Genomic DNA, 14,432 nt, shown 5'->3' on the forward strand with positions numbered 1-14,432 from the left:
TGGGTTCGAATGTGCCGGGTACCGGCCCCTGCGATGCTATCGGTCGCCCTTTCCGCACCGTCGGCGACGCCGCGCTGTCCCGATCCGTGACCGGACGAGTTCGGCCTCCGCGTTGAACCTTTCCGCCGCCGGGCGCGAAAGTGGGCGAACCTTGCGCGGGCCGGATGGGCGCCAGGCGCGGATCTTGTGGCGGTGGTGGGTGCGGGTGAGGTCAGGTGTGGGCGGGGAGCCAGTCGGGCAGGGGTTCGCGGGCGGCGAGCCAGCCGTCCGGTACCCCGCCCGGCGTGCCGATCCCGGTGTACGCGGCGACCACCCCGCCGACGATCGCCGCCGTGGTGTCCACGTCCCCGCCCGCCTCGACGCAGACCCGGATCGCGGTCGGGTAGTCGCCGAGGTGGGTGGCGGCGACCCAGAGGGTGAACGGGACGGTGTCCTGCGCGGTGACCCGGGAGCCGTTGCCGAGCGCGTCGACCACCGCGGCGGCCGACTGGCCGAGCAGCTTGGCGGCCCGGCGTACGCCCCGGTGCACCTCGCCGGCCGGATCGAGGGCGCCGGCCACCGCATTGAGCAGCCGGGCCGGTTCGGGGCGGTCCCCGTCGAGCCGGGCCCGGGCGGCCAGCGAGGCGGCCACCGCCACCGCGACCGCCCCGGCGATCCCCTCCGGGTGGGCGTGCGTCACCTCGGCGGAGGCGCGGGCCTGGTCGGCGGCGCGGCGGATCGAGTCGGCGTACCAGGCGCCGAGCGGGGCGACCCGCATGGCGGCGCCGTTGCCGCAGGAGCCCTGCCCGTCGAACGCGGACGCGGCGGCCACCGGCCAGGGCGTACCGGTGCGGATCAGCCGCAGGATGGTCACCGCGCCCGGACCGTAACCGCGGTACGGCTCGCAGTGCTCGGCGAAGGCGAGCGCCAGCGCGTCCGGGTCGATCCGCCCGGTACCGCCCAGCGCGGCCACCACGGAACAGGCCATCTCAGTGTCGTCGGTCCAGGACCACGGCGGCGCGGGCAGCCGGCCGGCGGCGAGGTCCGCGGGGTGCCGGCCGGGGACGAAGAACTGGGAGCCGAGGGCGTCACCGACCGACAGGCCGGCGAGGGCGTCGCGGGCGAGCGCCAGGCGGGTGTCGGGGAAGAGGGTGAACGTCATCGTCGTCCCAGCTTGCCCGGTTCCCAGATGCGCCGCAACGCGATCAACTTGCCACGCCGAGTACGGTGCTGACGTGGCAACCGTCCTCCTGGTCGAAGACGATCACGTCGTACGCGGCGCCATGCTGCGTTCCCTCGCCGATCGGGGGCACGCCGTGCACGCCGTCGGCACGGCGCTGGACGCACTGCGCCGGGTCGCCGCCGAGACACCCGACCTGGTCGTGCTCGATCTCGGCCTGCCCGATCTGGACGGCTCGGACGCGCTGCGGATGCTGCGCGGGATCACCGACGTGCCGATCATCATCGCCACCGCGCGGGACGACGAGCAGTCCGTGGTACGCCTGCTGCGGGCGGGCGCCGACGACTACATGGTCAAGCCGTTCACCGGCGCCCATCTGGACGCCCGAATCACCACGGTGCTCCGCCGGGCGGGCCGGGCCAGCCGTACCGTCCAGCCGGCCGTGCACACGGTGGGTGGCCTGCGGGTGGACGTCGGCGAGCGCAGTGCGGTGCTGGACGGGGAGCCGCTGGCCCTGACCCGTAAGGAGTTCGACCTGCTGGCGTATCTCGCCGCGCGTCCCGGCCGGGTAGTGTCCCGGCGCGAACTCTTGGAGGAGGTATGGCGGCAGCCCTCGGTCGGCGAGGACCAGACCATCGACGTTCATCTATACTGGCTGCGCCGCAAAATGGGCGAATCCGCAGCGAAGCCGCGCTACCTGCGCACCGTGCGGGGGGTCGGCTTCCGGCTGGTGGCGCCGGACTGAGGCCGGCGCTGGCCTGGCTCACGGCCGGCATGTGCTGCCTCGTCGCGCTCGCCTTCCTCATTCCGCTCGGGATCACCCTCGGCGACCAGGCGCGCGACGACAAGCTGGCCGACGCGGCCCGGCGCAGCGCCCTGGTCACCGGCGCGCTCGCGGCCAGCACCGACCCGGAGGTGGTCCGGCGGGCGGTGGCCGCGGCCGGCGACGAGCGCACGCCACGGCCGGTCGTACACGGGATCGGCGTGGACGAGTCCGGCGGCCGGGCCGACGCCACGGCGCTGGACCGGGCCGGCACCGGACGCCGCTCGGTGGTCATCGACGTGCCCGGCGGCGTGCTGCGGCTGGACCCGGTGGTGCTCGGCGACAAGATCGCCGTGGTGGAGGTCTTCGTCCCCGAGACGGTGCTCGACGAGGGCTCCGTCGAGCGGTGGCTGCTGCTGTTCGCGGTGGCCGTGGCGCTGGTCGGGGCCGCGGTGATCGTGGTCGACCGGGTGGCCGCCCGCGCGGTGGATGCCACCGGCGAACTGGTCAAGGCGGCGCTCGCGGTCGGCGACGGTGACCTCGGGGCACGGATCGACCCGACCGGCCCGCGGGAGCTGGCCGAGGCCGGGCACGCGTTCAACCGGATGGCGGAGCGCCTGGTCGCGCTCCGCGCCGACGAGCGCGAACTCGTCGCCGACCTGTCCCACCGGCTGCGTACCCCGCTGACCGCGCTGCGACTGGACGCCGAGGCGCTGGAGTCCGACGACACCAGCATCGGCACGTTCAGCGCGGCGGAGCTGGACCGCCGCCGGGGCATCCGGCGGATCCGCCAGGCGATCGCCACGCTGGAGGGCGAGGTCGACCAGCTGATCAAGACGACCCGCAAGGCGGTCAGCCAGGAGACCGGCCCGGCCACCTGCGACGCCAGCGAGGTGGTCCGGGACCGGATGGTCTTCTGGGCGGCGCTGGCCGGCGACCAGAACCGCCCGCACCGGGTGGTCGGGGCGCAGCTGCGCATCCCGGTCCCGGTGCCCCGGGCCGAGCTGGCCGCCGCGCTCGACGCGGTGATCGGCAACGTCTTCCGCTACACCCCACAGGGCACCGCCTTCGAGGTGGCGGTCAGCCGGCGGGACGGGTGGGTGGCGCTCCGCATCGACGACGCCGGCCCGGGCATCGCCAACCCCGACCGGGCGCTGCGCCGGGGCGCCAGCGACCAGGGCTCCACCGGCCTGGGGCTGGACATCGCCAAGCGGGTGGCGCTGCAGGCCAACGGGTCGGTCAGCATCGACCGGGCCCGGCTCGGCGGGGCCAGCGTGGTGATGCTGCTCGCCGACCCGGAGGCGACGCCCCGGCCGGTCAACCGGTTCGGCCTGGTGGGGCGGATGGCGCGGGACGCCCGGGAGCAGAAGACCGGCCGCCGCTGGCGGCGCCCGCGCTGAGGCGCTGGTTGTGCGCCGGCGCAAGTCTTCCTTAGGACTGGATTAACGGCGGTCGACTTGCCCTCGTGAGCTGCCAGGATCAGAAGCCGAACCCATCAGTTCCGTCGGCCGGGACGCCCCGTCACACCATCCGGCCGGTGGGGCCGTGCGCGCGGCGGGAGTCGGTCCCCCCACATCCGCTCCCGTCGCGCGCCACCCCCCCGTCGCCTCGCACCGCATCCCGGCCTGGCCTGACCGCGGCCGGTGCGCTCAGCGCACCGTGGTCGCCAGGTACGCGTCGATCTCGCCGCCGATCCGGGCCTGCTCGGTGGGCTCCAGGAACGCGGCGGTGACCGCGTTACGGGCCAGCGCGGCGAGCCCGTCCGGGCCGAGGTGCAGCAGCCGGGCGGCGACCGCGTACTCGTCGTTGAGGGTGGTGCCGAACATCGGCGGGTCGTCGGAGTTGACGGTGACCAGCACCCCGGCCTCGACGAACTGCGGCAGCGGGTGCTCCTCGATGCTCGCCACCGCCCGGGTGCGGACGTTGGAGGTGGGGCACACCTCCAACGGGATCTGCCGCTCGGCCAGGTAGGTGAGCAGCTCCGGGTCGAGCGCGGCGGAGACGCCGTGGCCGATCCGCTCCGCGCCCAGCTCCCGCAGCGCGTCCCAGACGGTCTCCGGGCCGGTGGTCTCGCCGGCGTGCGGCACCGAGCGCAGCCCGGCCGCCCGCGCCTGGTCGAAGTACGGCTTGAACTGCGGCCGCGGCACCCCGATCTCCGGCCCGCCCAGGCCGAAGCTGATCAACCCGTCCGGCCGCTGCTCCAGCGCGATCCGCAGGGTCTCCTCGGCGGCCGGCAGCCCCGCCTCCCCCGGGATGTCGAAGCACCAACGCAGCGCGATGCCGAAGTCCGCCTCGGCCCGCTTGCGGGCGTCCTCGATCGCCTCGCAGAACGCCGGTGCCGGAATCCCCCGCCGCACGTGCGAGTACGGCGTGACGGTCAGCTCGGCGTACCGAACCTGCTGCCGGGCCAGTTCGCGGGCCACCTCATGGGTCAGGATCCAGACGTCCTCGGGATCGCGGATCAGGTCCACGACGCTGAGGTAGACCTCGACGAAGTGAGCGAAGTCGCGGAAGGCGAAGTAGTCGGCGAGCCGATCCGGGTCGGCCGGGACCGGGCTGCGTCCCTCGTGCCGGGCAGCCAGCTCGGCGACGATCCGGGGGGAGGCGGAGCCGACGTGGTGCACGTGCAGCTCCACCTTGGGCAGTCCGGCGATGAACGTGGGCAGGTCGGTCACAGATTCTCCTCGCCGCGGGCGCCGGTACGGGCGACCACGAAGATCCGGCGGAACGGGAAGTACACCTGACCCTGCCGCACCGGGTACGCCTGCGCGAGCCGCACCCCGAGCTCGGCACGGAAGTCGGCCCAGCCGGCGGCGTCGAGCGCGGCCCGGACCGGGCGCAGCGCCGTCCCCTCCATCCAGCTCAGCACCGGGTGGTCCGCGCCCGCGGCGGCGGGAAGCAGGTGCACGTAGGTAGTTTCCCAGGCGTCGACCGCGCAGCCCGCACCGGCCAGCAGCGCGGCGTAGTCGACCGGGTCGTCGACGGGCGCCTCGCGTAGCAGCGGGGCGAGCGTGTCCCGCCACCGGTCGTGCCCGGCCACCTCGCGCAGCCACCGGTGCGACGGGGCGGCGAAGTTGCCGGGCACCTGGGCCGCGAGCCACGCGCCGGACGGCAGCTCGGCGGCCCATCGGGCGAGCAGTTCCTGGTGGCCGGGCACCCACTGGAGCACCGCGTTGCAGACGACCACGTCGACGTCCGGCTCTGGCCGCCAGGAGCGCACGTCCCCGACCGAGAAGGTGAGCGGTTCGGCCAGGGTGCCGGCCGCAGCCAGGCTACGGACCCGGGTCAGGGCGCGGGCCCGCGCGATCATCTCGGCGGAGGAGTCCAGGCCGGAGATCCGGCTGTCCGGCCAGCGGCCGGCGAGGGTCGCGGTCAAGGTGCCCGGACCGCAGCCGAGGTCGACGACCGCGCGGGGCCGCTCCGCCGGGACCCGGGCCAGCAGGTCGTGGAACGGCCGGGACCGCTCGTCGCCATAGCGCAGGTAGGTGCTGGGATCCCACATGACGGCCTCCAAACCGTACGTACGTCTTGTTAGACCCTATGGCCCGCCGCGAGAACCGGCAAGCCGCTCACTAGGCTCTCCGGCGTGGAACAGCGCAGCTTCGACCGGCTCGGCCGGCAGGTGGGCATCGTCGGACTCGGCGCCTGGCAGCTCGGCGCCGACTGGGGTGAGGTCAGCGAGAGCGCGGCGATGGCCGTCCTCGCCGCCGCCGTGGACGCCGGGGTCACCTTCCTGGACACCGCCGACGTGTACGGCGACGGCCGCAGCGAGCAGCTGATCGGCCGGTTCCTGCGCGAGCGCCCCGGGCACGGGCTGACCGTGGCCACCAAGATGGGCCGGCGGGTGCCGCAGACGCCGGAGGCGTACACCCTGGACAACTTCCGGACCTGGACCGACCGGTCCCGCGCCAACCTCGGGGTGGACACCCTCGACCTGGTGCAGCTGCACTGCCCGCCCACCGCGGTCTTCGCCGACGACCGGGTCTTCGACGCGCTGGACACCCTGGTCGCCGAGCAGCGCGTCGCCGGGTACGGGGTCAGCGTCGAGACCTGCGACCAGGCGCTCACCGCCATCGCCCGCCCCGGGGTGGCCAGCGTGCAGATCATCCTCAACGCGGTCCGGCACAAGCCCCTGGACCGGGTGCTGCCCGCCGCCGCGGCGGCCGGGGTCGGCATCATCGCCCGGGTGCCGCTGGCCAGCGGCCTGCTCTCCGGGCGGTACGACGAGCACACCACCTTCCCCGCGAACGACCACCGCACCTTCAACCGGCACGGCGAGTCGTTCGACGTCGGCGAGACCTTCTCCGGGGTGGACTACGACCTCGGCCTGGCCGCCGTACGCCGGCTCGCGCCGCTGGTCGGCGCCGACCGGACGATGGCCCAGTTCGCGCTCCGCTGGATCCTCGACCAGCCCGGCGTCACCGTGGTCATCCCCGGCGCGCGCAACGCCGAGCAGGCCCGGCGCAACGCCGCCGCGGCCGACCTGCCGCCGCTGGCCGAGGGGGAGCTGGCCGCCGTCCGCGAGACCTACGACGAGCTGATCCGGCCGCAGGTGCACGGGCGGTGGTGACCCGGCCCGTGGGCGGCGTCGGCGCGGCGTCGCCGCGGACCGCCGCCGGCGGGCATCCTGGAGTCGGGCGGGCGTCGTCGGAGGGGGAACGATGAAGGGCTGGTTCCGGCTCACCGTGGGGCTGCTGGCCGTCGTGCTGGGTGCGGTCTGGACGCTGCAGGGACTGGGCTACGTGGACGGCAGCATGATGACCGGCGAACGGATCTGGGTGGTCATCGGCCCGATCGTCGTCCTGATCGGACTCGTCGTGCTCTGGTACGGGTTGCGGGCCCGGCGCCGGCGTACCTGAATCCGAGGAACGCGTCCAGATGCGGAAAGCCCCGCATCCCGGAAGCGGGAAGCGGGGCTTCGTGCCGGCCGGCGCGGCCGGCAACTGGTCGCTCAGAGGGGGCGGACCTGCTCGGCCTGCGGACCCTTCTGACCCTGGGCGATCTCGAACTCCACCCGCTGGTTCTCCTCCAGCGTGCGGTAGCCGCTGGTCTGGATGGCCGAGAAGTGGACGAACACGTCAGCACCCCCGCCGTCGACGGTGATGAAGCCGAAGCCCTTGTCAGCGTTGAACCACTTCACGGTTCCCTGCGCCATGTGTATCTCCTTCTAAAACTGGCGGCCGAGCACGCCGTGCGGCCGGTTGGCCGTTTTCGAGCAGCGGCGCCTGAGGCGGCCCCCGGTGAAGGAGACTTCTCTCAACCCACGCGTCTCTCAACAGCGTGAGACAGCAAACCACGTACGCAAAAACTCTGCACAGCCTACCCGACGAAATTCTCCGACATGTGACCTGACGGTTGTGAAAGGTCCACTGGCCGGGCGGTGCGAGCCGTGCGAAAGGCCCCCTTCCCGCGCTGGCGAAAAGAGGGCCTGCCGTGCGTAACTGATCAGTCGGGCCAGTGGCCGGTGAGCCGGCGTACGCCGACCGCCCCGCCCCGGGCCACCGCCGAGTGGACGACCGCGAAGATGGCCCCCTGCAACGCCGCGGCGGCCAGGATCTCGCCCCAGCCCCGCTCCTCGTCGGTGGCGCTCGGCGCGTCGCCCTCGCCCGCCGTGATCCGCCAGACCTGCCGGAAGATGGCCCCGGCGACCGTACCGGCGGCCACCCCGAGCAGCACCCCGACGGGCTTGTACGCCACCTTGCCGATCCTGTTGCTCACCTACGCCTCCCGCGCACGATCAGCAGCACCACCACGGTCGCCACCGCGCCGGCCGCGACGGCCGCCCAGGGCGCGACCGCCCTGCCCTTCCCGGACGCCCGGGCCCGGGCGATCCGGGCCTTTCCGGCCGCCTGCTCCCGGGCGAACCGGGACTTCGCCGTCGCCTGTCCGCGCACCCGGGCCACGGCCTGGGCGGCCTGCTCGCGCACGCGCCCCTTCGCCTGCTCGGCAGACTCCCGCAGCCGGGCCTTCACGTCGGCCCGGGCGGCCAGCAGCTCCATCGTCTCACCGAGTTCCACCCGCGTGCGGCGGATCTCCTCACGGAGCGCCTCCACATCGCCGCGTCCGTTGCCGGTCATCCCCGTCTCCCGTCCTTCACCGCGGCGGCGACGGTGTCGACGTCCGCCCGGACACTGCGGACCGTCGCCTCCGGCACCGGTGGGACGGCACGGCTGACCTGCGTCTTGCCGACCAGGGCGAGAATCCCGGCGAGCAGGAAGAGCGCCACCGCCACGATCAGGGCGGCCAGCCACGCGGGCAGGACCAGCGCCAGCGCCAGGATCACCGTGGCGACCAGCGCCCCCGCGCCGTAGAGGGCCATCACCCCGCCGCCGCCGAACAGGCCGATCCCGATGCCGGCGTGCTTGCCCTTGCGGGTGAGTTCCACCCGGGCCAGCGCCAGTTCGTCCCGGACCAGGCGGGAGACCTGCTCGGTGGCTCGCTGGATGAGCTCCGCGGTGGACGGCTCGCTCCCGTTCCGGGACGTGCTGCGACTCGCGACGTCAGCCATGCTGTCCTCCTTTCATCATCCCCGCGCTGTATGCCCGGAGTCGCCGCCCGTCAATCCTGCGCGGAGAACGGCCGGTCGGCCCGGCCGTGCACCATCGGACGTCGGGCCGCCGGGATGGCGAGCCCGAGCCGGGGCGTGCGCCGCGGGTCCCCCGAAACGCGCCGGACAAACGCGGCGGGCGGAATGTGTTGCGCGGAGGCGACGCCCCGGTGGCTGCCCCTGGCACCGGGGTCGCCGCCCGCGGACGCGCGGGAGCCCCCGGTGCCGGGGGCGACCGGGCGCTCCGGGAGCGGTCCGGTCAGCGGTGGGCGTCGACGGGCTCCTCGGGGCCGACGAAGACCTCGCTGCGGGCCTCGCCGTCGTCGCTGCCGCCGAAGACCCGGGCGTCGTCGGGCACGTCGGTGTCGGGCAGCCGGGGGGCCGGTCGCCGGGACCGCACCGCCTGCCACGGCAGCGCGCCGGAGGCGTCGCCCACCTCGGTACGCAGCCGGGGCAGCGCGGCCGGGCGCTGGTCGCGTACCCAGGCCGCCAGGTGCTCGCGGACCATGCAGCGCAGGTCCCACAGGCTGCCGGCGTCGGCGGCGCTGACCAGGGCCCGCACCTTGACCATGCCGCCGGTGGCATCGGTCACCTGGAGTACGCAGACCCGGCCGTCCCACAGCTCGGTGCTCTCGCAGAGCCGGCGTAGCTCCTCCCGCATCGCCTGGACCGGGATCGCCCAGTCCACGTCGAACTCGGCGGTGCCGAGCACGGCCGCCTCGGTACGGGTCCAGTTCTGGAACGGGGTGCGGGTGAAGTACGAGGTGGGCAGGATCAACCGCCGGTCGTCCCAGATCTGCACCACCACGTAGCTGAGGGTCAGCTCCTCGATCCGGCCCCACTCCCCCTCGACCACCACCACGTCGTCGAGGCGTACCGCGTCGCTGAAGGCGAGCTGGAGGCCGGCGAAGACGTTGCCCAGCAGGCTCTGGGCGGCCAGCGCGGCGACCGCGGCCGCCACACCGGCGGAGGTCAGCACGCCGGCGCCGATGCCCCGGACCGCGGGGAACGTCATCAGCATGACGCCCACGGTCAGGATGACGATCACCGCGATGGTGAGCCGGCGGAGCATCACCACCTGGGTCCGCACCCGGCGGGCGTGCCGGTTGTTCGGCACGTCCACCCGGAACCGGGCCAGCGCGGTGTCCTCGATCACCACCAGCAGCGAGGCGACCAGCCAGGCCGCGGCGACGATCAGGGCCAGCACCAGGACGTGCAGGACGACCTGACGCCACGGGCTGCCGACCGCGTACAGGGTGCCGAAGCGGACGGCGAGCTGCCCGGCGAACACGGTCGCGGCCACCTGGAACGGGCGGTGCGAGTGCTCGGTGAGCTCGGTTATCAGCACCGAGCGCCGGCCCAGCCGGCGGGCCACCCGGTGCACCACCTCGACCAGCAGCAGAGCGGCCGCCGCCGCGGCGATCGCGGCAACGGCCGTTCCGACGTAACTCTGCACGGATCTCTCTCCCTCCAGCCGGGCATGCTCGGGCAAAGGGCCCATAATGCCCGACGGCCCCCGTATCGACCAGGATCAGACCCGCCGGTACCGGGACTGGAGGAAGCAGTAGATGCCGAAGGCGGCGATGCCGAGCGCCGCGAGGGTGAGCAGCACCGGCCCGTACGACTGGTCCCGCAGGGTACGCAGGGCGGCGTCGAGGCCGCGGGCCTTCGCCGGGTCGTACTTCACCGCGGCCACCACGATCAGCAGGCCGGCGATGGCGAAGACCGCGCCCCGGGCGGCGTACCCGGCCATGCCGAGGCGGCGGGCCAGAGTGTGCGCCCTCGGGGTCAGCTGCCCGATTTTGAGATTGCGCTCGAACTTCTTCTTCAGCCCGTACCCGATCATGCCGACGCCGACGGCGGCGAGCACCAGGCCGGCCAGGCCGACCACCCAGCGGCCGCCGGTGCCGGCCATCAGCTTCGCGGTGAGCGCCTGCTGCTGGTCGGCGGCGTTGGCGCTGGCGTCCTGGAAGACCTTGACGGCGGTCCAGGCCAGCCAGCCGAAGACGACGGTACGCAGCACGGACGCGATCCGCTCGAAGAGGCGGTCCCGGCCGCGCAGGCCCCGGTGGCCGATGGCCGCCTCGAACGCCTGCCAGATGGCCATGGCGAACAGGCCGATCGCGATCGCCACCAGCAGGAACTTGCCGAGCGGCTGGGCACCCAGGGTGCGCAGGGCGCCGTTCTGGTTGCCCTCCTCACCGGAGTGACCGAAGGCGATCTGGAGCGCGAGCCAGGCGAAGAGGAGGTGCAGGATCCCGTAGCCGACGAAGCCGGCCCGGGTCAACAGTTCGAGCCACCGGCTGTTGGCGGCCCGGGCGGCGGTGGCGCCGGCGTTCCGGGTGAGTGACATGGCGGCACAATCTCCCGCCGCCATGATCTCCAAACGTCGGCCACCACCGTCGGTGGCCGACGGTCAGCCGTTGGGGTTACGGGCCACCCGGATGGCGACCTGGTCGGCGGTGACGCTGTCCAGGCTCACCTGGAAGCCGCCGGCCTCGGTGGTCTGCTGGCCGGTGGTGAGCGAGAGCTGCTCCCCGGCCACCTCCACGGTCACCTGGTCACCCTGGACGCCGACCAGCTTGGCCTCGACGCCGAGGATGCTGGCGCTGGCCTCGACACCCCGGTCGAAGGTGACCGTGCAGGCGTCCAGCCCACAGTCGGTGGAGGCGCCCTCGGAGCTGCAGCCGGCCAGCAGCGCGACGCCGAGCGCGAGGCCGGCCAGCAGGCCGCCGGCGCGGCGGACGGGGGTCAGTGCGGGGGAAACGTGTCGGTTCGTCACCGGGCCAAGGGTACGAGACGATCGCCACGCCGCCACCGGCGTGTGATCGTTTCCGGCGGGCGTTAGGGTCCCGCCATGCCGTTCGACATCGCCCGCACCCGGGCCGCCTACCCCGCGCTGACCGAGGGCTTCGCCCACTTCGACGGTGCCGGCGGCACCCAGACCGCCCAGCCCGTGATCGACGCGGTCACCGCCGCGATGCGGGCCGCGACGGGCAACCGGAGCAGCGCCTTCGAGCCCGGCCGGCGGTCGCTGGAGCTGGTCGCCGCCGCCCGCTCGGCGGTGGCGGACCTGCTCGGCGCCCAGCCCGACGGGGTGGTGCTCGGGCCGAGCGCCACGGCGCTGACGTACACCCTGGCCCGGACCCTCGGCGCGGGCTGGCGGCCGGGCGACGAGGTGGTCGTCTCCCGGCTGGACCACGACGCCAACGTCCGGCCGTGGGTGCAGGCGGCCGAGGCCGCCGGGGCAACCGTGCGCTGGGCCGAGTTCGACCCGGCGACCGGCGAGCTGCCCGCGGGCCAGTACGCCGACCTGGTCGGCGAGCGCACCCGGCTGGTCGCGGTGACCGCCGGCAGCAACGCCATCGGCACGGTGCCCGACGTCGCGGCGATCGCCAAGACCGCGCACGCGGCCGGCGCGCTGGTCTGCGTGGACGGAGTCCACGCGGTGCCGCACGGCCCCACCGACCTGACCTCGCTCGGCGCGGACTTCCTGGTCACCAGCGCCTACAAGTGGTCGGGGCCGCACATCGCGGCGATGGTCGCCGACCCGGACCGCTGGGCGGCGCTGCGGCCGGCGAAGCTGCTGCCCTCCTCCGACGCTGTTCCGGAGCGGTTCGAGTACGGCACGCCGAGCTTCCCGCTGCTGGCCGGGGTGGCCGCCGCCGTGGACCACCTGGCCACTCTGGACCCCACGGCGACCGGCAGCCGCCGGGACCGGGTCCGGGCCGGGCTGGCCGCCGCCCAGGCCCATGAGGAGGCGGTCTTCGAGCGGCTGCTCGCCGGGCTGGCCGAGCGGCCGGCGGTCACCGTGTACGGCTCCCCGGCCCGGCGCTGCCCCACCGTGTCGTTCCGGCTGGCCGGGCTGGGCCCGGCGGAGACGGCGGCGGCGCTGGGCGCGGCCGGCGTCTGCCTCTCCTCCGGTGACTACTACGCGTACGAGTACTTCGAAACGATGGGGCTGCGGGACAGCGGTGGCGCGGTCCGGGCCAGCGTCTACCACTACAACACGGCCGAGGAGGTGGACCGGTTGCTGGCCGAACTGGACCGGATGGCCGACGCCGGGGAGACAATGGGCTAGTGAGCTACCTGGTCGAGGACGACCCCGCCAAGCGTCGGTTCGAGATCCTGGTCGACGACGCGCTGGCCGGGTTCACCGCGTACCTGCCGCGCAACGGCGTGCTGGTCCTGACGTACACCGAGGTGGACGAGCGCTACCGGGGCATGGGCGTGGGCGAGGCGCTGGTCCGGGGCACCCTGGACCAGCTCCGCGAGCGCGGTGACCGCATCGTGCCGCAGTGCGCCTTCGTCGCCAGGTTCATCGAGCGCCATACCGAGTACGCCGATCTGGTGGTCGCCGCGCCGTAGGCCCCGACCGGGGGGATGGCCGGCCCGGCCGCGCCCAGGTCAGCGGGCGCCGGCGAGGAGTTCGGCGGCGGCGTACCCGGCCGCCCGGGTGGCGCCGTGGGTGGCCACGTGCACCGCGCCGGTGACCAGCTCGGGGACGCCCAGCTCGACCACCACCGCGTCGGGGCGGGCCGCCAGCGCGAGGTCCACCGCCGCCCGCATCCAGTCGTGCCGGTGCAGGTCCCGCACCACCAGCACCAGGGGGCGGCCGACCGCCGCGCCGGTCGGATCGGCCGGGGTGTCGTCCTCGGCGTACCGGACGGTGGTGGTGCCGGCGACGAGCGCGGTCAGCGGTGCGGCGATCCCCCACGGGGTCTCCGCGCCGATGGCGATGTTGCGGGGCGGGGCGAACTCCACCACGTGCGCCGGTCCGGCCAGCGGTAGCACCCCGGCCCCGGCCGCCCCGGTGACCACGCGCACCGCCCGGCGCGCGGCGGCCAGCCCGATCGCCGAGGCGCTGCCGGCGTGGAGCACCGGCGGCCGGTCGGCGCGGGCGGCGACCGTCCAGGCGGCGAGCTGGCCGACCCGCTTCGCCGCCTCGGCCAGGCGTTCCTCGGGCAACTGGCCGGCCACCACCGCGGCGACGATGGCGTCGCGCAGCTCCGCCGCGTCCGCCTCGGCGGCCCGCTCCCCACCCACGCAGATGGCGTCCGCCCCGGCGGCGAGGGCGCGCACGGCCGCCCCGGCGAAGCCGTAGCGGTCGGCGACCGCCCGCATCTCCACCGCGTCGGTCACCACCACCCCCTGGAAGCCCAGCTCATCGCGGAGCAGCCCGCCGAGGATCCGGGGGCTCAGCGTGGCCGGCAGCTCCGGGTCCAGCGCCGGCACCAGCAGGTGCCCGGTCATCACCGCCTGCGCCCCGGCGGCCACCGCCGCCCGGAACGGGGCCAGCTCGACCGCGTCCAGCCGGGCCCGGTCGCCGTCGATGCGGGGCAGGTCGTGGTGCGAGTCGACGTGGGTGTCGCCGTGACCGGGGAAGTGCTTGGCGCAGGCGGCCACCCCGCCGGCCTGGAGTCCGCGTACCCAGGCGGCGGTGTGCCGGGCCACCAGGGCCGGCTGGGCGCCGAACGAGCGGACCCCGATGACCGGGTTGGCCGGGTTGGAGTTGACGTCGGCGTCCGGGGCGTAGTTGAGGCTGACTCCCAGGGCGGCCAGCTCGGCGCCCAGATCGCGGGCGACCTCCTCGGTCAGCTTCGGGTCGTCGACCGCGCCGAGGGCGAAGTTGCCGGGTCGCGAGCTGCCCCGGGCGGACTCGATCCGGGTGACGTCCCCCGCCTCCTCGTCGATCGCGACGATCACGTCGGGCCGCTCGGCACGCAGCGCCGCGGTCAGGCGGGCGAGCTGGTCGTGGTCGACGACGTTGCGGGCGAAGAGGACCACCGAGCCGAGCCCCGAGCCGAGCCACCGGCGGATCCAGGCCGGCGGGGTGGTGCCGACGAATCCGGGTTGCAGGACGGCCGCGGCGAGACCCGCCAGGTCTCCGGTCGCTCCCTCGATCCGCGCGCTCACACGTACCCCCGTCTCCCCCACGGCCCGCCGCCTCCGGCGGTGGTGTC

General features: G+C 74.6%; 17 protein-coding genes. 6 read left to right on the forward strand and 11 right to left on the reverse strand.

The features are described 5' to 3' along the window. Positions 1-211 precede the first annotated feature (211 nt). Positions 212-1,141 (reverse strand): ADP-ribosylglycohydrolase family protein, encoded by a 930-nt coding sequence (locus A6A27_RS37900; RefSeq protein ID WP_073839482.1) that lies wholly within the window; start codon positions 1,139-1,141, stop codon positions 212-214. A 73-nt stretch (positions 1,142-1,214) separates the two neighbouring features. Between A6A27_RS37900 and A6A27_RS37905 the strand changes: the two genes are divergently transcribed. Next, positions 1,215-1,904 (forward strand): response regulator transcription factor, encoded by a 690-nt coding sequence (locus A6A27_RS37905; protein ID WP_073839483.1) that lies wholly within the window; start codon positions 1,215-1,217, stop codon positions 1,902-1,904. 29 nt (positions 1,905-1,933) lie between these two features. Beyond that, positions 1,934-3,322 (forward strand): HAMP domain-containing sensor histidine kinase, encoded by a 1,389-nt coding sequence (locus A6A27_RS37910; protein WP_083673190.1) that lies wholly within the window; start codon positions 1,934-1,936, stop codon positions 3,320-3,322. A 249-nt stretch (positions 3,323-3,571) separates the two neighbouring features. On the opposite strand, the gene A6A27_RS37915 is transcribed toward A6A27_RS37910, so the two are convergent. Both A6A27_RS37915 and A6A27_RS37920 read right to left on the reverse strand, forming a co-directional pair. Next, positions 3,572-4,597 carry an adenosine deaminase gene (locus A6A27_RS37915; RefSeq protein WP_073839484.1) on the reverse strand — a complete coding sequence of 342 codons (1,026 nt, stop codon included), beginning with the start codon at positions 4,595-4,597 and terminating at the stop codon, positions 3,572-3,574. After that, positions 4,594-5,424 carry a trans-aconitate 2-methyltransferase gene (locus A6A27_RS37920; protein WP_073839485.1) on the reverse strand — a complete coding sequence of 277 codons (831 nt, stop codon included), beginning with the start codon at positions 5,422-5,424 and terminating at the stop codon, positions 4,594-4,596. Before A6A27_RS37920 ends, A6A27_RS37915 begins: the two co-directional genes overlap by 4 nt. A gap of 84 nt (positions 5,425-5,508) precedes the next feature. Between A6A27_RS37920 and A6A27_RS37925 the strand changes: the two genes are divergently transcribed. Both A6A27_RS37925 and A6A27_RS37930 read left to right on the forward strand, forming a co-directional pair. Beyond that, positions 5,509-6,492, forward strand: a complete 984-nt coding sequence (locus A6A27_RS37925) for an aldo/keto reductase (RefSeq protein ID WP_073839486.1) — start codon at positions 5,509-5,511, stop codon at positions 6,490-6,492. A gap of 91 nt (positions 6,493-6,583) precedes the next feature. Then, positions 6,584-6,781, forward strand: coding sequence for a hypothetical protein (locus tag A6A27_RS37930; RefSeq protein ID WP_073839487.1), 198 nt, complete (start codon positions 6,584-6,586; stop codon positions 6,779-6,781). 92 nt (positions 6,782-6,873) lie between these two features. Here the strand turns inward: A6A27_RS37930 and A6A27_RS37935 are convergent, their stop codons facing one another. From A6A27_RS37935 to A6A27_RS37965, 7 genes are all read right to left on the reverse strand, one after another. Further along, positions 6,874-7,077 (reverse strand): cold-shock protein, encoded by a 204-nt coding sequence (locus tag A6A27_RS37935; RefSeq protein ID WP_011905669.1) that lies wholly within the window; start codon positions 7,075-7,077, stop codon positions 6,874-6,876. A gap of 290 nt (positions 7,078-7,367) precedes the next feature. Continuing rightward, positions 7,368-7,640 carry a DUF4235 domain-containing protein gene (locus A6A27_RS37940; RefSeq protein WP_073839488.1) on the reverse strand — a complete coding sequence of 91 codons (273 nt, stop codon included), beginning with the start codon at positions 7,638-7,640 and terminating at the stop codon, positions 7,368-7,370. Then, on the reverse strand, positions 7,637-7,999 hold the full coding sequence (locus tag A6A27_RS37945) for a DUF3618 domain-containing protein (RefSeq protein WP_073839489.1): 363 nt from the start codon (positions 7,997-7,999) through the stop codon (positions 7,637-7,639). The genes A6A27_RS37940 and A6A27_RS37945 overlap by 4 nt, the downstream gene beginning before the upstream one ends. Next, a complete protein-coding gene (locus A6A27_RS37950; RefSeq protein ID WP_073839490.1) occupies positions 7,996-8,430 on the reverse strand; it encodes a phage holin family protein in 435 nt (144 codons plus the stop codon). Before A6A27_RS37950 ends, A6A27_RS37945 begins: the two co-directional genes overlap by 4 nt. 298 nt (positions 8,431-8,728) lie before the next feature. Further along, entirely contained in the window at positions 8,729-9,925 is a 1,197-nt protein-coding gene (locus tag A6A27_RS37955) for a mechanosensitive ion channel family protein (RefSeq protein ID WP_073839491.1), read from the reverse strand. Positions 9,926-10,000: 75 nt separating this feature from the next. After that, the gene (locus tag A6A27_RS37960; RefSeq protein WP_073839492.1) at positions 10,001-10,822 is read right to left on the reverse strand and encodes a DUF1206 domain-containing protein; all 822 of its coding nucleotides are present in this window, start codon (positions 10,820-10,822) and stop codon (positions 10,001-10,003) included. 63 nt (positions 10,823-10,885) lie between these two features. Continuing rightward, positions 10,886-11,251 (reverse strand): hypothetical protein, encoded by a 366-nt coding sequence (locus tag A6A27_RS37965; RefSeq protein WP_073839493.1) that lies wholly within the window; start codon positions 11,249-11,251, stop codon positions 10,886-10,888. A 75-nt stretch (positions 11,252-11,326) separates the two neighbouring features. Between A6A27_RS37965 and A6A27_RS37970 the strand changes: the two genes are divergently transcribed. Further along, entirely contained in the window at positions 11,327-12,550 is a 1,224-nt protein-coding gene (locus A6A27_RS37970; protein ID WP_073839494.1) for a cysteine desulfurase-like protein, read from the forward strand. Next, positions 12,550-12,837, forward strand: coding sequence for a GNAT family N-acetyltransferase (locus A6A27_RS37975; protein ID WP_073839495.1), 288 nt, complete (start codon positions 12,550-12,552; stop codon positions 12,835-12,837). The genes A6A27_RS37970 and A6A27_RS37975 overlap by 1 nt, the downstream gene beginning before the upstream one ends. Positions 12,838-12,876: 39 nt before the next feature. Here the strand turns inward: A6A27_RS37975 and A6A27_RS37980 are convergent, their stop codons facing one another. Beyond that, complete coding sequence (locus A6A27_RS37980) at positions 12,877-14,385, reverse strand: glycoside hydrolase family 3 protein (protein ID WP_073839496.1); 1,509 nt, start codon at positions 14,383-14,385, stop codon at positions 12,877-12,879. Positions 14,386-14,432 lie beyond the last annotated feature (47 nt).

Source organism: Micromonospora sp. CB01531, assembly GCF_001905095.1.
Taxonomy (GTDB): domain Bacteria; phylum Actinomycetota; class Actinomycetes; order Mycobacteriales; family Micromonosporaceae; genus Micromonospora.